We start from the raw sequence: 18,619 nt of genomic DNA on the forward strand, positions 1-18,619 counted from the left end.
CACGCACTCTCTGAAGCGACCGGCATTGACGCCGGCCTTTGATCGTCCCGGCAGTTGCCGCGATGGGCATGCTCAAGAACGACGCTGACTGTACACGATGCACAGAGGAATCAGGGCGCCTGAGGTGCGAGTTCAGGCAGGCGGTATCGGGGAGGTTTGCGCAGCAGGTAGTCGGAACGGGGAACGAGTTTGCGCTGGCTGCGTGCTGTCCAGCCAGCGCCTATGAAGAAGATCAACGCCAGCACCAGCGTACCGGCGAAGGCACAATCGGCCATGGACAGGTTCATCAACCGCGCATGCTCACCCAACTGCCCCATGTCCGGATGGCCGGACAGCTCGTGGCGCGTGCTGCACTCGGCGGCGGGGTCAAACTGATTGAACGCCTGCAGCATCTGGCCATGGCTCAGGCTGCACACAAGCCCACTGAACAGGATGAAGCCATACAGCATCCAGGCGATGAGCGATTGATGGGTTCGGACGAATTTCATGGGCCGTGATTCTACATCGTTGCACCCGATCACATGGCGTGAGCCCGGATCAAGGGATGCGACAAAACCGCGCAGGCAACGTGCCCCGCACTGCCCTCGCAGTACCGGGCAAGTGTTTATGGCTAAAGCCGCTTCAGATTATTTGAACCCCCTCCTCCAGCGGATGCCGAACTGAACGGGTAGCCCGCGCACGCCGTGCGGGCCATGGAATCGGCAGGAGTATTTTCAGGCATGGGCGATCACTCACAAGGAATTGAGGCGGCACTGGCGGATTTCGCCCGCCGGCCCAACGTGCCTGGCAGCGACAGTCGGCTACGTGACGCGATGTGTCTGTGCCTTGAGCGCGGGCTTGATCATTTGCCATTGCCCGGCAGCGGTCAGACCCTGACCCGCTGGCAACAGTTGGCCACCGTGGGCTCCATCGATCTGGCGTTGCTCAAGCTTTACGAAGGACACACCGATGCCTTGGCCATTCTCGAAGAACTCGCTTGTCAGCCTTTTGCCGAACCTGGCATCTGGGGGGTGTGGGCAGCAGAACCTCCCTCGGCGCGGGTCCTGGCCAGCGAGCGCAACGGCGACCAGGTGCGTCTGAACGGGCGCAAGGCCTGGTGCTCCGGCGCGCAGCAGATCGACTACGCGCTGATCACCGTCTGGAGCGGCGGTGACCAGCCTCAACTGGTCGCGGTGCGCCTCGATCAGCCCGGCGTCACCATTGATGCGCAAGCCTGGCAGGCCGTGGGCATGGCCCATACCGCCAGCGTCGATCTGCATTTCGATAATGCCGTGGGCCAGTGCGTAGGCGAAAGCGGGGCCTACCTGTCTCGCCCCGGTTTCTGGCAAGGCGGTGCAGGCATCGCCGCCGCCTGGTACGGCGCAGCCACCTCGCTGGCGTGCTCGCTTCATCAGCAACGCCAGCAAGGCCGGCCCGATGAGCATGCCGATGCGCACTTGGGCGCTGTGGACGCCGCGCTCTACGGGGCCGCGGCCTCGCTGCGAGACTGCGCAGAGTGGATTGACGCCCATCCCCGGGACGATGCGCGACTGGCTGTGCAACGTGTGCGAGCCCAGGTCGAAATGGCGGTCGAGCAGGTTTGTCGACACGTGGGACGTGCTTTGGGGGCCACGCCCTTCTGCCGTGATCCGCAGTTCGCCCGGCTGGCCGTGGACCTGCCGGTCTTCATCCGGCAAAGCCACGCCGAGCGTGATCTGGCGCAACTCGGCCAGTTGCTCGTCAGCCACGCTCCGCAGGATTGGTCGCTATGAGTCAAGCCCTGCCTTTCGGCGTTCAAGGTACGCCTTTGAGAGATTGGCAAAACAGCGCGGCATTGCGCAGCGTACAGCCGATCACATTGGAGGCACTGGTTCCTCCCGGTTCACGCTTGGTCGTGCTCGCCCCGCACCCGGACGATGAGGTTCTGGCGTGCGGCGGCCTGCTGGCAGCGATGGCCGAGCGGCAGGAGGATATCCAGCTGATCTCGGTGACCGACGGGGAAGGCAGCCATCCGGGATCGTCGCAATGGCCGCAACCGCAGCTGCGCGCTCAGCGTCGTCAGGAAAGTGAACACGCCATTGCCAGTCTCGGGCTCGAATTGTCGCGCATCAGCTGGCACCGCTTGGAGCTGGTCGATGGCCACGTCGCTGACCGCGCCGAATCGTTGATAGCGCTGCTCAGCGAAGATATGCGCCCCGGTGACGTGCTGCTCAGCACCTGGCGCCACGACGGCCACTGCGATCACGAGGCGGTCGGCCATTGCGCTGCACAAGCTGCGGCGAACACCGGAGCGACCTTGCTGGAATTGCCGGTGTGGGCCTGGCACTGGGCGCAGCCCAACGATCCAAGAATTCCGTGGGATCGCGCGCGCAAGCTGATGCTGACCGACGCTCAGTTGATGCGCAAACGCAAGGCAATCACGGCCCATGCCAGCCAGCTGCAAATCGACACCAGCACCGGCGCTGCGCCGGTGCTCGACGCCAATACGCTGGAGCGGTTGCTGCAGCCCTTCGAACTGGTATTTCTGTGAGCCTGCCTGCCGATTATTTCGATGAACTGTTCGCCGACAGCGACGACCCCTGGGGCTTTGGCACGCGCTGGTATGAGCAGCGCAAGCGTGACGTGACCCTGGCCGCTCTGCCCCGGCAACGCTACGGCCGCGTGTTCGAACCTGGCTGCGCCAACGGCGAACTCAGCTTGCGTCTGGCGCAACGCTGCGACGAACTGCTGTGCCTGGACATGAGCGCCAGAGCTGTGGCCTTGGCGCGCGAGCGACTGAGCCCGTTTCCCGCCGCTACAGTGCTCGAAGGTTGTCTGCCGAACGACTGGCCTGCAGGCAAGTTCGATCTGATCGTGGTCAGCGAGTGGGCCTACTACCTTGAGCCTGAGTTGTTTGTGCAGGTGGTCGAGCGTATCGCCGACAGCCTCACTCCCGACGGCACGGTGCTGGCCTGTCATTGGCTGCACCCCATCGAAGGCTGCCCGATGCTCGGTCGAAAGGCGCATGGGTTGCTCGCCGAGCATCTGGGGCTACAGCCCCTGCTCCGGCACGAAGAGACCGACTTTCTTCTGGAGATGTGGGGCCAGCAGCCAGGCGGGATCGATCTAGGTGAGCAGGTGTTCTGAGTGGCGCGTGTCTGGATTCGCGCCTGTCAGACCAGGCGCTCCTGCACGTAAAGCCGTGCGTGTCGGGTCAGTTGGTCCAGCTGTCGATCACGTTGTTTTTCCGCGTCAGTCATCGCGCGTTTGCCGTGCTGTTTAAGCAGGTAGGCATGGATCTGCCGCACTTCCAACGAGTGGTAAATCGGCGCGATGTCGAGCACCGCCAACAGGCCATCGGTCTGGTGGTCGCGGGTGTTCATCAAGACCTGCGGGCCGCGAGCGCCAAGGACCTGCAAACCCATCGCTTCGAAGTACGGCACCTTGCTTACAAAGCACGCCAGTTCGGCGTGTGGATAGCGGCCCAGCATCTTCTGCACCATCGCACGCGCAATACCGCGTCGTCTTTGGCAGGTCTTGACCGCCATGTAGGCAATGGAGCACGCCTGGGGATCGCCTTGCACCGGCAGGTAGAGGAGAAAGCCTGAGACCACGGAAGGGTCTGCGTCGTCCAGGGCGACGATGAGTTCCACCGGGAAGCCTCGGGAGCCGTTCATGGCCTGAAGGTATTGGTGCACCTCGTGACCCACCCCGTATTGATAAAGCGGGTACAGAGGGTTGCTGGGGGCGATGCCGACCCTGCTGATGTCGGTGACGTAGTCGACGACCATTTGCATGATCTGGCTATCGATGGATTCGGGCGGGGTGTTTTCGAGGCGGGTAACGGTGAACATGCTGAGGCTCTGGCGATGGACGGGCCTGGGTATCATAACTGCTTTCGATCCTGACCTTCTTCATCAGGGAAAGGTTGCACCAGCACGCAGTTGTCATGGGGGGTGATGATCGGGGTGCCCCTGTCATGAGCGATCACTGTCCCGGCCTTTTCGATGACCTCAAGACGCGCCAGCTCGACGAAGTCCGCCAGCCATTCCAGTTGCATCGCTTGTCCTGTCGAATGTCATGACCTGATGCGGCATTTGCGTATAAGCGAGAAGGCTCGTCATCGGTCATTGTCGACGACGGTAACCGGCCAGGGCTGCAGAACCCATCCGCTATCACTGACGTGCAGGCGATGGGTCAACACCAAACGATCAAGAAAGCAGGCATCATGGGACACCACCACCAGCGCTCCTGCGTATTGCAGCAACAGGGTCTCAAGCGCCCGCAGCGAACCAGGTCCAGGTGGTTACCCGGCTCATCCAGCAAGAGCAACTGAGCCGGCCGGTCGGCGTACAGCGCACAGGCCAAGGCCGCTTTCAGACGCTCGCCGCCACTGAGCGCAACACAAGGCTGCGTCAGCCTGTGAGCATCGAGGCCAAGGTGCGCCAGACGCGTGCGCAGCTCGCCTTCACTGACTGTTCGATTGACCTTCAGCAGTTGCTCAAGCACCGACTGATTCGGGTCAAGGTCACCCAGTCGCTGATCAAGAAACGCCGTCTGCGCCTGCACTGAACAGAGCCCGGTCAGCGGACTGAGCCGACCCGCGAGCACCTGCAAGAGCGTCGATTTTCCTGCGCCGTTGGCACCGACCAGCCCTATCCGTTGGCGACCGCCGATGGTCAGGTCGAGTGCGGTAGAAGGCCCCCCGTACGGCAGACGGAGGGCCTTCAATTCAGCCACCCGATGGCGGTGACTGGATGCGTTGAGGGGTGGATACAGCGTAATGTCGGCGTCCTGCTCAACCCGTTGCACCGCGTCGCGAACCTGCTGACTGAAGGCCTCCAGCACTACACTCTGACGCAGGTGCAACTTACCCGCGCTTTGCTCGCTGCGCGCCTTTTGCCTGCCCAGCTGGATCGGCGCCTGATTGGCCTCGCGCGCTTGCCGGTTGCCTTGGGCCTGCCGCCGCTCCTGGCGTTCACGCTGCTGCGCCAGCGCCCGTTCGCCCTGTTTGCGCTGGTGCTTGCGCTGCTCGACCAGGCGCTCGGCGTCCACGCGTTCCTGCACCTTGCACTGCTCATAAAACGCGAAATTGCCGCCATAACTCTGCAATCCCCGCGATGAAAGTTCGACGACGCGCGACATCTGCTGCAGCAGCGCTCGGTCGTGGCTGATGACCAGTAAACCTTTAGGCCACAGGCGCAGTTGCTCCATCAACGCCTCACGGCTGGGACCATCGAGAGGGTGGGTGGGCTCGTCAAGGATCAGCAAATCCGGTTCCGCCAGCCAAGCGCCCAATAAGGCCACGCGCATGGCCTCACCGCCGCTCAACTCAGTGGCTGGCCGATCAAGCGCCAACTGCCCAAGGCCGTGGGCCTGCAGCAGCGTCTGCAACCGTTGGCAAATGTCCCAGCGCTCGCCGACTGCGTCGAAATCAGCAGGATCGACACTGCCTGCTTCGATGCGCTGCAGTGCGTCAATCACCGGTGCCAGACCCGCAAGGCCAGCTACGGTCAAATCAGGAGGAAGATCAACCTGCTGCGCCAGGTAATGAACCGAGCCGGTGCGCAGACAGCGACCGCCACTGGGTTCGAGCTGTCCTGCGAGCAACCGCGCCAGCAGGCTCTTGCCCACGCCATTGCGGCCAACGAGGCCAGTGGGCTGTTGGTCAAATTGCGCGGTGAGATCGGAGAAGACTTGCCGGCCATCGGGCAAGGCAAGGGAAACGCTTTGCAGTGTCAGGGATGCAATCGTCATACACGTACTCAATGGATGCCACGGAACATTCCCCCTGAAGTCAGGGAGCCTGAAAGCGGGCCGTCGAACAGGACGGCGGCATCAATTGCGCATTGGACGAACACCTCAAAAACGTGAGAACGGGCCAGAGTATGAAACCCTATCGGGATTGGAACAAGCGTCAGGTATCGGGCATTGGCCCGATAACCTCCCGCCCCACTGACGCAGGCCGCGTCTTTCACCGACGCTGCACCTTAAACCGGGACCCGCCGCTCGAGGGGCGGCGCAGGCCCGAGGGTCAAACCGGCGGCAGGTTCGCCAGTATCAGTAGCGCGCCCATCACCGTGATCGCGCCGCCGATACGGGTTGAGATCTGCGCGAACGGCAGCAGTTGCATGCGGTTGGCCGCCGTGAGGATCGCGATGTCGCCGGTGCCGCCCAGACCGCTGTGGCAGCCGTTGACGATGGCGGTTTCGATGGGGTACATGCCCATTTTTCGGGCGATCACCAGCCCTGTGAGCATCAAGGTCAGCACGGTCGTGGCGATGGTCAGCACGTTGCCGATATGGAACGCTGCGGTCAGTTCGCTCCAGTGGGTCACGGCAATCGAGTTGGCGAACAGCAAGGGATAGGTCACGCAGGTGGTGAAGAATTTGAACAGCACCTGCGCCCCCACTTCCAACGGTGCCGGTATGGCGTTGCACAACTTCAGTAGCACCGCTAGAAACAGCATGCACACCGGGCCCGGCAAACCGAACAGCGCATGCAGCAGAACACCGGCCAGATACAGGGTGATCGCGCACATGCCGGCAGCGATCACCTGATTCACGGTCTGGGCATCGAAGCGGGTTAGCGCTTTCTGCGTTTGAGCGGTGTCATCCGCCGGCAGCTCCACCATTTGCAGGCGACCGTTGCCGGTCAGTTGCGGGAAGCGTTTGCCGAGCAGGTCCAGCGCGCCGCAAGCGAGGATAGCGCAGAGGTTGCCCAGCAGGATGATGGGCAGTAACTGCGCGAGAATCTTGCCCGAGTCCATGCCCAGGATTTCGCCATACCCCACCGACAGCGGAATCGCCCCTTCGCCCAGCCCTCCACCCATCACCGGAACAATGACGAAGAACAGCACCTGACGCAGTTCCATTCCGCACAGCAGGCCCACGGCGATGCCGGCAAACAGCGCCAGTACCGAGCCGGCCAGCAGCGGCACGAATATCTTGGCAAAGCCTTTGATGATCAGGTTGCGGTCCATGGTGAAAATGCTGCCCACCACCACCGCCGACACGAACAGGTAAATGAAATTGCTGGATTTGGTGAAGGTCGTCACCGGCGCGATGATGTCCTGCGGCACCCAACCGAGGCTGACCAGGTACGAGGGCAGAAAGGCCGAGACAATGGCCGCCCCACCGATCTTGCCGAAGAACGGCAGGCGCCTGCCGATCTCTGCGCAGGTGGCCCCGCCAAGTCCGATGATCGCAATCATCGTTGGCAAGTCGGCCTTGATCTCTTTACAAAGCAGCAGCCCGGCCACCAGCGCCGCCAAGAGCAGGTAAACCGGCAAAGGAATGAAGCCGATGCGGATGTCCATCAGGCGCCAGAACAGAGCGTTGCGGCCCGCATTCGGCGCAGTCACGGCCGGCTTGGCCAGTGATTCGGCGTTGTGCATGTAAACCTCGTCTTCTTTTATTGTTGTAGGGCAGGTTGCATCACGTGCTGCGTGGGTCAGTGGGGCAGCAGGCCTGCCTGACGAGCCTGCTCGATGATCACGCGAGCGCGCTGCACAAACGGCGCGTCGACCATCTGCCCATCAACCGTGTAAGCACCGACGCCCGCCGCGTCAGCGTCTTTGGCGGCAGCCAGTACACGCTTGGCGCGTTCGATTTCTTCGGCGCCGGGCAGGAAAGCTTCGTTGGCCAGATCGATCTGGGTCGGATGAATACAGGACTTACCGGTAAAGCCCAGGCTGCGAGCGAAACGCGCCTCTTCCCGATAGGCCTCAACGTTCTTGATGGCGGCGAACGCAGCGTCATAGGCAGCGATGTTGGCTTCACCGGCCGCCAGGCGCACGGCCAGTTGAATCTGCCGGATCACGCTGGCTTCGTGGCGGTTGATGCCCAAAGGCTCCAGCAGGTCGGCGAAGCCCAATTGCAGGCCCATGAGCCGCGGGTGAGCGCAGGCAATCTCTGCCGCTCTGCGTAAACCACGCGGCGATTCGATATTGGCGAGGATCCTCACCTTCGCCGCTGCGGGATGCTGGCGTTCGAGGCGCTCCAGATCAGTCACCAGTTGCACGATCTGCTCGGGGCTTTCGACCACGGGCAGATTGATGATGTCCAGGCGACTGCCCACCAGCGCTTCGAGGTCGGCCTGGTAGTGCGCGGTGTCCTGGCCATTGACGCGAACCACGAGGGTCTTTTCGGTGGCAGCCAGGTGGCTTAAAAACGTTGCCAGCTGACGACGCGCAGTCGACTTGGCGCTTTCGGCAACTGCATCCTCCAGATCGAAACTGACGCCGTCGGCGCGTGAAGCCAGGGCCTTTTCGAAAAGTTCAGGGCGGGATCCAGGAACGAACAATTTGCTGCGCATGGCCACTCACTCGATGACGACGCCCGCCCACGGGGCGCTGCAGCGTCGTGCCGGATGACAGGATCGAGCCCATACCCGGCATTGTTCTTGGAAGCCGGACAGGTGTGCCCGGCGGTCTTGAAAGCCAGACCCATATTGCAAAAACATAAAAGCTAACTAAAGTGCGTATTTCTACGTTCAGAATCCAGAATTTTTAGACTATGGACACACGCTACCTCGACAGCTTCCTTCAAGTGGCCCAGCTCGGCTCCACCGCTGCCGCCGCACGCAAACTCAACCTCACTCCCACCGCGGTGGCCCAGCGGATCAAGGCCTTGGAACATGAAATCGGCCAGCCGTTGCTGAGTCGTGCCGGGCGCAACATGCAACTGACCGCTGCGGGTTCGGCACTGCTTGCTCCTGCCAGCGAGCTGCTGGTTCGCACCCGTGAGTTGCGTGCCATTGCCGCGCTCGATACCGTCGCGGGTGAGCTGCGCATTGGCTGCATTACGACCGCTCTGGCCTATCTGGTACCGGATGTGCTGGCGACCCTGATCGCCAACTATGAACATCTGCGGCCCCACGTCGAGCCCGCGTTTTCCACCGATTTGTACCGCAAGGTGCTGTCGGGTGAAACAGACGTGGCCATGATGGTCGCGCCCCAATTCGAGTTGCCCAAGGAGTTCGTCTGGCGTCCGGTACGCGATGAGCCGTTCGTGGTCCTCGCCCCGCCACATCTGGCGGACGAACACCCCCACGAAGTGTTGCGCAGCCAACCGTTCATTCGTTATCACCGCCGTTCGTGGGGTGGGGTGTTGGCGGATCGGTATTTGCTGCAGGCAGGCATCCAGCCTCAGGAGCGTTTCGAGATGGATGCGCTGGATGCCATTGCAGCCATGGTCAAGGGCAAGCTTGGCGTAGCACTGGTACCGCAGTGGCGGCCGATGCACGCGCAATTGGGGGAACTGGCGCAAATCCCTTTACCGGGTGCCGGGCTATATAGACCGATCGGTCTGTTATGGAAACGCAACTCAGCCAAGGAGCGGTTGATCGAAGTCTTCTGCAAGGTGCTGTTCGAACAGCTCAGCCATTCTTAAGTCCATTTTTTATGGATTCTAAAGCTAGCTAAAACGCATTTTATTTCTCCTTCGCGCTCACCAGAATGGTCCCATGTGCTGCATTGGGGCTCGCCTGGTGCTGCCCTGCACAGCGATAACAAGATCGGAGAAATGCCCATGCCTCATCCCGCCCCGCCGCCGTCAGGCCATCCGACCGGGCCGCTTGCCGGTATCACCGTCCTCGACCTCAGCGCTTACATCGCCGGCCCCTACGGCTGCTCGCTGCTGGCCGATCAGGGCGCGACCGTGATCAAGATCGAACCGCCGAGCGGCGACAACCTGCGCAAATACCCGTCGACGCTGGCCAGCGAAAGCCGCGCGTTTCTTGGCGTCAATCGCAGCAAATCCGGCGTGGTGCTGGACCTCAAGTCTCCCGGTGGCCTGGACGCGCTGCTGGCGCTGGTGCACGAGGCGGATGTGCTGGTACATAACTTTCGTCCCGGTGTCCCCCAACGTCTGGGCATCGGTTATGAGCAACTGCGCCAAGTCAACCCACGGCTGATCTACTGCGCGGTCACCGGCTACGGCGATCAGGGTCCGTTGAAAGCCAAGGCCGGTTATGACCAGGTGCTGCAAACCATGACCGGCATGTGCACGGCCCAGAGCAAGGCCGATGGGCCACCGGAGGTGCTCTACGGCTCGGTGGTCGACTATTACGCCGCATCGCTGGTGGCCGGTGGCGTGGCCTCGGCGCTGTTCGAGCGCGAACGCACTGGCCTGGGCCAGGAAGTCGGTGTGTCTCTGCTGCGCAGCGCGCTGGCGATGCAGTCGGCGCGGCTGGTCTGGGCTGACAGCGAACCGCGCGCCCTGGATCGCGACATGCGCTCAGGCGGCATCACCGGGATTCACCCGACCCGCGAAGGTCATCTGTATCTGTCGGCCAATACCCCGCATTTCTGGAAAGCGCTGTGCGAGCTGACCGGCTTGAGTCATCTGGCGACGGACGAGCGCTTCGACAGCGTGCGCAAACGGGCAATCCACCACCACGTCATCGTCCCGCAATTGCACCAGGCGTTGCAGCAGCACAGCGCTCTGGAATGGGAGACGATCTTCGGGGAGGCCGTGCCTTGTGCCGCCGCGCGGCGTGTCGAGGACATGTTCGATTTCCCGCAGTGCGAGGCCGAATCGCTGATCACCGCGTTCGACCATCCGGCGGTCGGTCGCTACCAGGGCTTCACCCGCGCGGTGACCTTCAGCCGCACCCCCGGATCAGCGCCCTTTGCTGCGCCGATGTTCGGCGCCGATTCGGATCGCGTAATGGCCGAGCATGGCTTTACCGAGCAACAAATTGCAAAGCTCAGGGCCGATGGGGCGCTGCTCTGATTTCGTTGATTGCACCTGCCTGACCTGGGGAGTGACGCGTTCGCGAAGAGGCGACACATCCGCGCATATGGTTTGCACGATGGATTGCTTCACCAGTGAATTCGCTTCCTCAGATTGATCCGCGCCGGTCTGGAGTGGGTCAGACCGATTTCCCACAAACACAATAAAAGGGATAACCCCATGCCGAACACCACGTCCGCAGTCCGTCCGCACGGAGGCTCCCGGCCATGAACACCTCCATCACTGCGTCACGCTCTTTGCGCACCCGCTTTACCGACAGCACCATCAGACTGTTCGAACGAACCATTCCGGATCCATTCGTGCTGGCGATTTTCATCACCTTCATCGTCGCCGCCGCATCATGGCTGGTGGCACCGAATGCCTCGTTCGATGCACTGCTGGGTGGTTGGTACAAAGGCTTGTGCAACATCTTCACCTTTGCCCTGCAAATCACTCTGGTGTTGGTGCTCGGCCATGCACTGGCCCATGCGCCGATCGTGCAGCGCTTCTTCACACGTCTCGTGGCTCTGGCGCGCACCCCGGCTCAGGCGGGGGCGATGATCTTCCTCTGCGTGGCGATCACCTCGTTCTTCAACTGGGGATTTGGCCTGGTGCTCAGCGCCCTGCTCGCCCGGGAAATCGCCAAGCGCATGCGCGTGGATTTCGCCTGGATCGTTGCGGCGGGGTTCTCCGGCTGGGTGGTCTGGGCAGGCGGACTGTCCAGCTCCATCGTGCTGGCGCAGACCACGCCGGGCAATCCGATGAACGTCGTCGAGAAACTCACAGGACAGGTGCTTAGTATTGGCGACATGGTCTTCATGCCTTACAACATGGTGCCGACCATCGCCCTGCTGGTGATCATGCCCTTCGTGCTGGCGGCGTTGCGCCCCAGGGATGAAGACGCCGTTTTCCTCGATATGAGCAAGCACCCTGACCCGGAGCCGGCCCAACGGCCGCAGGGCAAGCGCAGCTTTGCGCAATTTTTAGAATACTCGCCGCTGGGCAGCGTTCTCATGGGATTGCTGGGGGTCGCGGTAGTGGGCTGGTCGTTCACCGGCCATTTGCAACTGTCCGGGGTCAACGGCGTGATCGTGAGCATGTTCACCCTGGGCATCATCCTGCACGGCTACCCGCTGGCCTACGCCAATGCAGTCAAGGGTGCAGCCCGCCAAAGCGGCTCGATGATCCTGCAGTACCCGCTGTACGGTGGAATCATGGGCATGATGGAAGCCACCGGTTTGCCAGGGGTTATCGCCAAGGGGTTCGTGGCGATTTCCACCACTCATACCCTGCCGTTCTGGAGCTATGTCTGTTCGCTGTTGGTAACCTTCCTGATTCCCAGTGGAGGCGGTCACTGGGCGGTGCAAGGCCCGTTCGCGATTCCGGCGGCGGTCGAGCTGCATGCATCGCTGTCAGCCACCACCATGGCGGTTGCGATGGGCGAGCAGGTGTCGAACATGATGCAACCGTTTTGGGCAGCTCCCGTGGTCGCCATGGCGGGGGTCGGTGTGCAGCGCGTGCTGGGCTTCACCTTCGTGACGTTCCTGGTGGCAGCCGTGGCCTATGGGTCGGCGTTGTTATGGCTGGTGTGAGGGCAAGCCGCACGCCAGCCCCTTAAAAAGCATGCTGTCATCCCTCCTGGTTGAAACGTGAGATGTATGGACAAGAAGGTCAACCGATGAAAAAACCCGCCTTCAAAGCACCGGCCAACAGTTGCGACGCGCATATCCATATTATCGACCCGCGCTTCGCCCCCGCCGATCCGGCGACAACCACGGCCCACGGCCAATCGATGGACGACTACAGCGGTGTACGCACGCAGCTGGGCCTGCGCCGCGCCGTCATTGTTCAGCCCAAGCATTACGCCACCGACAACCGCTGCACCCTGAACGCCATCGCGCAAATGCGCGGCCAGGCCCGAGGCATTGCGGTGGTCGACACGAGCGTGACCGACAAGGCGTTGATTCGCCTGCATGAGGGTGGCATCCGGGGGCTTCGATTCAGCCTATGGAACGCCGGTAATCAAGTGACCAGCGTCGACATGATCAAGCCGCTGGCCGAGCGCATTGCCGAGTTCGGCTGGCACGTGCAGATCCACATGGCTGCCGGGCAGATACTCGAACAGCAGACCTTGCTGGCAGCTCTGCCGGTGCCCGTGGTGTTCGATCACATGGGCCGTCTGCCGCCAGGCTCCGACGCCAGTCATCCGGCGTTGCGCTTCATGGCGCGACTTATCGATGCCGACAAGGCCTGGGTCAAACTCAGCGGGCCCTATCTCAATACCCTCGAAGGCGCTCCGCGCTACTCCGATGTCCGCAGCCTGGCCAGAAACCTCGTGACCCTGGCGCCGCAGCGCATGGTCTGGGGCAGCGACTGGCCCCACGTCACCGAAGCCCAAAAACCCGATGACGCCGACCTGCTGGACCTGCTGCTCGACTGGGCCGGCAGCGATGCGGCACGCCAGGCCATTCTGGTCGAGAACCCGGCGCAACTATACGGATTCGACGACTGATACCTGAGCACCCGGGTGATGGCCTCTGTTGAATAACCTCATCACCTGATCGACGCCCCGGCCTTGCTCCTGCTCATGCGCCCTGCCGGCGATACACCAATTCAGCGAAATGCCAGCCGTGCACGCCCCAAGCTGCCGCCCTTGAGGCGGCTTTTGATTTTTTCTCATTGCAAAAACCTTCTATTGGACTGCAACCTCCGGGGATTCTTCGGCTCAGACTGTTTCGCGACCGACAAAATCGCGCATCATGGCCGCAGTCAGCTCAAGGGAGATCTTCATGCGTTTCACATCATTCATACGTCTTGGCGCCTGCTCATGGCTGCTGATGTCGATCGGGACGGCGCTGGCCAGCGAAGAAACGCAGTTGATCCAGTCCATCAATACCTATCGCAGTCAGGCGCAACCCTGTGCCAACGTGGTGTCCCAGGAGCTCCCTCCGCTGAACACCGATCCGCGCCTGAATCTTCCGGCCAGCGGCGCCGTGGACCTGCAACCGATGCTGTCCCGCGCTGCTTACCCGATGGTCTCGGTGCAAGCGATCAGCCTGTCCGGCCCGCGGGATGCGGAATCGGCCATGAAGGCGGTTCAGGAAAGTTTCTGTCAGGTCGTGCTCAATCCGCAGTTCGTGGACGTCGGCGTGAGCCGCAATGATCGCGATTGGCGCATCGTCCTGGCGCGGCCCCTGCTGACGGGCGGGTTGGGTAACGCCCAGGCCGAGGGCCAGAAAATGCTCGGCCTGGTCAACGCGGCGCGCAGCGTGCCCCATGAGTGTGGGGGCCAGGCCTATGACCCCGCCTCGCCGTTGCACTGGAACGACAACCTGGCCAGCGCGGCTGAAGGGCACACCCGCTCGATGGCCAACAACAATTACTTCGACCACAAGGGACGCAACGGTGGAACGCCGGGGGACCGTGCGGAAATGGCGGGCTATATCGGGCAGCAGATCGGCGAGAACATCGCCGCCGGGCAGGACAGCGCAAGCAAGGTGGTCGAAGGCTGGCTGGCCAGCCCCGGGCATTGCGCTAACATCATGAACCCGGCGTTTCGTGAACTGGGTGCCGCTTATGCAGTGGACCCGAAAAGCGATGCAGGGATCTACTGGACAGCGATGTTCGGCGTGCAGCAGTAGCGCTGTAATTGGGTTATGGCAGTCACAGGAACGGCAACAACGGCTCGCCGCAACCGGCAGCGCGCAGCCAGGAAGTGCGCGGCTGACGGCCACCCATCGCCGCAGATGTCATCGACTCTTTCCAGTAAGCGCAAACTTTTGGGCACTCCCCGGCGGCCCGGCAGTCTCTTTCATTGACCTATCTCTCGTTTAACCGGAGCTGCCATGATCACTGTCCATCACCTCAATAACTCACGCTCGCAGCGCATTCTGTGGCTGCTCGAAGAGCTCGGCGTGCCCTATGAGATCAAGCGTTACCAGCGCGATCCGAAAACCAACCTGGCGCCGCCTGAACTCAAAGCCATCAACCCGCTGGGCAAATCGCCGGTCATCGAGGACGGTCCTCATGTGCTGATCGAGTCGGGCGCCATTGTCGACTACATTATTCGTCGCCATGGCGAAGGCCGTCTGCAGCCGGACCCTGCTACCGCCACCTATGACGAATACGTGCAATGGCTGCACTTTGCCGAAGGCTCGGCGATGCTGCCGCTGATGCTCAACCTGTACGTGGGCCGATTGGGCGACGCGGGCGCGCCGCTGCACCCACGCATCGAGTCTGAGCTGGCCAATTACCTTGGCTACTTAAACACCGCGCTGGGACTGACGCCTTATTTGCTGGGCGATGAGCTCACCGGTGCAGACGTGCAGATGAGCTTCATTGGCGAATTCGCCAACACCCAAGGGATGTTGCAGCCGTACCCTAACGTTACGGCGTGGGTCGAAAAATTTCAGGCGCGGCCGGCCTATCGGAAGGCAGTGGAAAAAGGCGGAGAGTACGCATTCGCGAAATGATGCCCACTTGCCTTGCGCCGTTGGCAACACTCGGCTCAAGCCTTGTAAGATTTACATTTTTAGCTCAGGCCGTTTGATGAAGGGGGAACCGCTGTGTTCTCCCTTTCATTTCTATGCCGGCCCATCACTCGATCCCGGCATGCTGTTCTCTTCGGTAATCTGCACTGCGACTTCCATCCTGATCGGCGCCAGCGCTTTCGGCACCTTGTTGTACATGACGGTTTGGTCCCGCAGGCAGCGGCAGCGTGCGCTGCAAGACAGCTTCGCGCAGCAACGCTTTCCGACACCGTACGGACCGGTGAGTGGAGCCCTGCTGCGTGTGGTCAAGAGCAGTTGCCAACTCAGCACAGCGGGCAATACGCCAATGGAGCTGTTCTGGTACTGCGTAGGTTCGGTTCCTTGCTACTTTCTCGCCGTAGCGCGGGTAAGAAAAACCAGCTGGCGCGGCACTGAGGTGGCATGGACCCTGCTTACGCTCAGCGAACAGCGCATGCGTGGCGCCTGCCGGGTGATCGCAAAGCAATGGCCTCGGTCTTTGGTTAGCCAGGCACAAGCATCAACGCCAACGCCAACGCCAACGCCTCAGACACTTGCCCGCTCCACGCCAAACGCCGCGATACCTGCTGGGGCTGGGGGCGTTTTTTTGAGTGAACAGCATTACCCTGTGGGAACGAATTCATTGGCGATGCGCCCCGCTCAGACGCCCCCTCCCCTCGAAAGCGACACCCCGTTGACAAGCACCTCTTGCTCATCGAGTCTTGCCCAACCGCATCTGGCAGGAGCACACGATGGCAAGCAAAGAAGAAATCGCGGCATTCATCACCGATGAGTTTCCGCAGACCCGGATCGTCGTCGAGCAGGTGGGCGATCAGCGGGCAAGGGTTTCGCAGGTGGTTGATCACTCGGACCTGCGCCCTGGCGGTACGGTCTCCGGGCCAACGCTGATGGCGGTGGCCGATGTAGCGCTCTACGTCGCCGTGCTTGGGGTTATTGGCATTGTGCCGCTGACGGTCACCACCTCCCTGACCATCAATTTTCTGCGCAAACCCGAAGCCGGGCGGCGCCTGATTGCCGAGTGTCAGCTGATGAAAGTCGGCAAGACCTTGGCCGTTGGCGAAGTGTCCCTGTATTCCGAAGGCTTGCCTGAGGCGGTGGCCCATGTGGTCGGGACCTACGCCATTGCGCCACACCCGTTGCGCTGAGCGACCGATGCGAACCGGAATTTTTTGTAACACTCAAAAGGGGCATGGCTTCAATAGCCTAAGAGAGTTCACCTAAGCTCAACATCCCCCCCACCCCTACGATGGAACGCTTATGAAACCTTATCTCTGGCTCGGACTGCTGGGCACGCTTTCTCTAGGCAGCGTTTGCGCAACTGCTCAGGCCGCTTCAATCGAGGTTCCGATCAATCTGGTCAGCGCCGAAGGCGCACCGCAGCCCATCGGCCAGGTCACCATCAGTGAAACCGCCTACGGGCTGCTCTTCACGCCAAAGCTCACTTCGTTGCCCGCTGGCGTGCACGGCTTCCACGTGCATGAAAACGGCAGCTGCGACGCTGGCACAAAGGATGGCAAGACAGTCGCAGCGCTGGCCGCTGGCGGGCATTTCGATCCGGCCAAGACCGGCAAGCACCTGGGGCCGTACGCCGATGGTCATCTGGGCGACCTGCCGGCCATTTATGTGACCGCCAAAGGCGAAGCCGATTACCCGGTGCTCGCCCCTCGCTTGAAAAAGATTTCGGAAATCAAAAGCCACGCGCTGATGATTCACGCCGGCGGCGATAATCACGCCGACATGCCGATGCCATTAGGGGGTGGCGGTGACCGTATGGCGTGCGGCGTGATCTGATCGGAAAGTCACCGGTGATCGCCTCTGCGGCGTCACCGGTTGTTGTCTGGATGCCGCTGCCGATTTTCAGGCACTCGGACATCGCTGAAAGCCAAACTTCCCCAACCTCAACGTAGGCCGATCAACCCCACAACGTGCGGCCAAAGAAGGTCAGTGTGCGATCCCACGCCAATTGCGCCCACACCGGATCGTATTGAGTACCGGCGATCCGACCGGGGCCGACAGCGGTTTCGTTGGTGAACGCGTGGTGCGCCAGGTACCGGTGGAACTCGATGTCCACTGCGCCTTCGCCCAGTTTTTCTTCCAGCTTGTCGACGTTTTCAATTGGAAAGAACTCGTCCTGGGTTGCCCAGTGTGCCTGCACCGGCACCTTGATCGCCTTGGGATCGAGGTATTCGAGCGGCGGCATGCCATAGAACGCCACGCCAGCCGATAGTTCGGGGATGAAGTTCAGCGCCAGCAGCGTCAGTGCGCCGCCCATACAGAACCCTGTGACGCCGACCTTTTGCGTATGCCCTTTGAGGTACTGCACAGCGCCGCGAATGTCCTGGGTCGCGGCGTCGGCAAAGTCGAGTTTGTCCATCAGGTGATGGGCCTCTTCCTCTTCGACGGTCGTCTCGCCGCGATACAGGTCCGGCACCAAAGCCAGGTAACCGACCGCTGCCAGACGATCGGCCACACCGCGAATCTGGTCGTTGAGCCCCCACCACTCCTGAATCACCACGATGGCCGGCGCGCCTTCGGCCTTCACCGGGCTTGCCAGATAACCACTGACGTCTTTGCCGTCCGGGCGTTGGTAAGTGATGGTTTTGCCTGCCGCTGGTTGCGCTTTCGATTGAGTCACGTTGGTCTCCCACGCATTAAAAAATCGGTTCGTGCTGGCCTGCACAGTATGCGGCCAGCTCGGGCCTACCGTTCTACGACAGTTGAACGGTGTTGAAAAGAGCAACGCTCGACAATCTCATTCGCTCAACCGTTTTGCAGATCGGGATTGACCGGCGTGCTGCAAAGGCTGCCGTCTTGAGGTTCGGGCTGCCGGTCCCGATCAACCCCCATCTCGCGCAGTTGTTTGCGCAATGTCAATTCCGAGGGTGCATAGAGAAAGCCAAACGACACGTTGTTGCGTCGGTGTTTGATGGCGTGATGCATAAGGTGGGCGTCATGCAGGCGTCGCAGGTAGCCATTGCGCGGTTTGGGGCTCACGGGCCAGTGGCGATGAACAACGCCGTCGTGGAACAGAACGTAGATCAGGCCAAATGCCGCGACACCTGCGCCGACCCATTGCAACGGGTCATGACCGCTGTTGCCGAGAACGATCAGGGCAACGGCAACAGCGCCCAGCACCAGCAGATAAATGTCGTTGGTTTCGAGCGCGCCGAGATGTTCTTCATGGTGCGAGCGGTGCAGGCACCAGCCCCAGCCATGCATGATGTACTTGTGCGCGAGAAAACCGATCCCCTCCATGGAAATCAGGGTGCAGAGGAAAATCGCAACGTTATAGATCATGAAGTCGGGAACATCGTGTAGGGGTGGTTGCGGGTATCGGGGTGCAGCATACCGGGGCGCAGTGAAAAATCAAAAGTCGCTGTTCCCATGGACACCGGG

General features: G+C 61.5%; 18 protein-coding genes and 1 pseudogene. 11 read left to right on the top strand and 8 right to left on the bottom strand.

All coding sequences use genetic code 11. The annotated features are described in order from the left end of the window. Positions 1-110: 110 nt before the first annotated feature. On the bottom strand, positions 111-488 hold the full coding sequence (locus tag EC915_RS09805) for a DUF2946 domain-containing protein (RefSeq protein WP_133750336.1): 378 nt from the start codon (positions 486-488) through the stop codon (positions 111-113). Between the two features lie 231 nt (positions 489-719). On the opposite strand from EC915_RS09805, the gene EC915_RS09810 reads away from it, so the two are divergent. From EC915_RS09810 to EC915_RS09820, 3 genes are read left to right on the top strand one after another with little or no spacing between them, the layout of a single operon-like run. Beyond that, positions 720-1,751 carry an acyl-CoA dehydrogenase family protein gene (locus EC915_RS09810; RefSeq protein ID WP_133750337.1) on the top strand — a complete coding sequence of 344 codons (1,032 nt, stop codon included), beginning with the start codon at positions 720-722 and terminating at the stop codon, positions 1,749-1,751. Next, positions 1,748-2,509, top strand: coding sequence for a PIG-L deacetylase family protein (locus tag EC915_RS09815; RefSeq protein WP_133750338.1), 762 nt, complete (start codon positions 1,748-1,750; stop codon positions 2,507-2,509). Before EC915_RS09810 ends, EC915_RS09815 begins: the two co-directional genes overlap by 4 nt. Then, positions 2,506-3,105, top strand: coding sequence for a class I SAM-dependent methyltransferase (locus tag EC915_RS09820; protein WP_133750339.1), 600 nt, complete (start codon positions 2,506-2,508; stop codon positions 3,103-3,105). Before EC915_RS09815 ends, EC915_RS09820 begins: the two co-directional genes overlap by 4 nt. Positions 3,106-3,131: 26 nt before the next feature. Here EC915_RS09820 and EC915_RS09825 read toward each other — a convergent pair whose 3' ends face one another. The 5 genes and pseudogenes from EC915_RS09825 to EC915_RS09840 form a co-directional block, all read right to left on the bottom strand. Then, positions 3,132-3,812 (bottom strand): GNAT family N-acetyltransferase, encoded by a 681-nt coding sequence (locus tag EC915_RS09825; RefSeq protein ID WP_133750340.1) that lies wholly within the window; start codon positions 3,810-3,812, stop codon positions 3,132-3,134. A 32-nt stretch (positions 3,813-3,844) separates the two neighbouring features. Further along, positions 3,845-4,018 (bottom strand): hypothetical protein, encoded by a 174-nt coding sequence (locus EC915_RS24810; RefSeq protein ID WP_166650954.1) that lies wholly within the window; start codon positions 4,016-4,018, stop codon positions 3,845-3,847. Positions 4,019-4,078: 60 nt separating this feature from the next. Then, positions 4,079-5,715 (bottom strand): annotated as a pseudogene (locus EC915_RS09830) (ABC-F family ATP-binding cassette domain-containing protein). Positions 5,716-5,992: 277 nt separating this feature from the next. Beyond that, complete coding sequence (locus EC915_RS09835; RefSeq protein WP_218568078.1) at positions 5,993-7,354, bottom strand: 2-hydroxycarboxylate transporter family protein; 1,362 nt, start codon at positions 7,352-7,354, stop codon at positions 5,993-5,995. Between the two features lie 56 nt (positions 7,355-7,410). Next, positions 7,411-8,274, bottom strand: a complete 864-nt coding sequence (locus tag EC915_RS09840; protein ID WP_133750341.1) for a CoA ester lyase — start codon at positions 8,272-8,274, stop codon at positions 7,411-7,413. A 200-nt stretch (positions 8,275-8,474) separates the two neighbouring features. Between EC915_RS09840 and EC915_RS09845 the strand changes: the two genes are divergently transcribed. The 8 genes from EC915_RS09845 (at position 8,475) to sodC (ending at position 17,014) form a co-directional block, all read left to right on the top strand. Beyond that, on the top strand, positions 8,475-9,350 hold the full coding sequence (locus EC915_RS09845) for a LysR family transcriptional regulator (protein ID WP_133750342.1): 876 nt from the start codon (positions 8,475-8,477) through the stop codon (positions 9,348-9,350). Positions 9,351-9,488: 138 nt separating this feature from the next. Then, entirely contained in the window at positions 9,489-10,694 is a 1,206-nt protein-coding gene (locus EC915_RS09850; protein ID WP_133750343.1) for a CaiB/BaiF CoA-transferase family protein, read from the top strand. Between the two features lie 227 nt (positions 10,695-10,921). Continuing rightward, the gene (locus EC915_RS09855; RefSeq protein ID WP_133750344.1) at positions 10,922-12,286 is read left to right on the top strand and encodes a short-chain fatty acid transporter; all 1,365 of its coding nucleotides are present in this window, start codon (positions 10,922-10,924) and stop codon (positions 12,284-12,286) included. Positions 12,287-12,372: 86 nt separating this feature from the next. Further along, positions 12,373-13,206, top strand: coding sequence for an amidohydrolase (locus tag EC915_RS09860; protein ID WP_166650960.1), 834 nt, complete (start codon positions 12,373-12,375; stop codon positions 13,204-13,206). A gap of 277 nt (positions 13,207-13,483) precedes the next feature. Beyond that, the gene (locus EC915_RS09865; RefSeq protein ID WP_133750346.1) at positions 13,484-14,335 is read left to right on the top strand and encodes a CAP domain-containing protein; all 852 of its coding nucleotides are present in this window, start codon (positions 13,484-13,486) and stop codon (positions 14,333-14,335) included. A gap of 204 nt (positions 14,336-14,539) precedes the next feature. Beyond that, positions 14,540-15,166, top strand: coding sequence for a glutathione S-transferase family protein (locus tag EC915_RS09870; RefSeq protein ID WP_133750347.1), 627 nt, complete (start codon positions 14,540-14,542; stop codon positions 15,164-15,166). A 788-nt stretch (positions 15,167-15,954) separates the two neighbouring features. Next, positions 15,955-16,368, top strand: coding sequence for a PaaI family thioesterase (locus EC915_RS09875; RefSeq protein ID WP_133750348.1), 414 nt, complete (start codon positions 15,955-15,957; stop codon positions 16,366-16,368). A 112-nt stretch (positions 16,369-16,480) separates the two neighbouring features. Next, positions 16,481-17,014: a superoxide dismutase family protein gene (gene sodC, locus EC915_RS09880; protein WP_133750349.1), complete on the top strand. Its 534-nt coding sequence runs from the start codon at positions 16,481-16,483 to the stop codon at positions 17,012-17,014. 121 nt (positions 17,015-17,135) lie between these two features. Here sodC and EC915_RS09885 read toward each other — a convergent pair whose 3' ends face one another. After that, complete coding sequence (locus EC915_RS09885) at positions 17,136-17,858, bottom strand: dienelactone hydrolase family protein (protein ID WP_133750350.1); 723 nt, start codon at positions 17,856-17,858, stop codon at positions 17,136-17,138. Between the two features lie 125 nt (positions 17,859-17,983). After that, positions 17,984-18,520: a sterol desaturase family protein gene (locus EC915_RS09890; protein ID WP_133750351.1), complete on the bottom strand. Its 537-nt coding sequence runs from the start codon at positions 18,518-18,520 to the stop codon at positions 17,984-17,986. Between the last annotated feature and the right edge of the window lie 99 nt (positions 18,521-18,619).

The sequence above is a fragment of the Pseudomonas sp. LP_7_YM genome (assembly GCF_004364435.1).
Taxonomy (GTDB): domain Bacteria; phylum Pseudomonadota; class Gammaproteobacteria; order Pseudomonadales; family Pseudomonadaceae; genus Aquipseudomonas.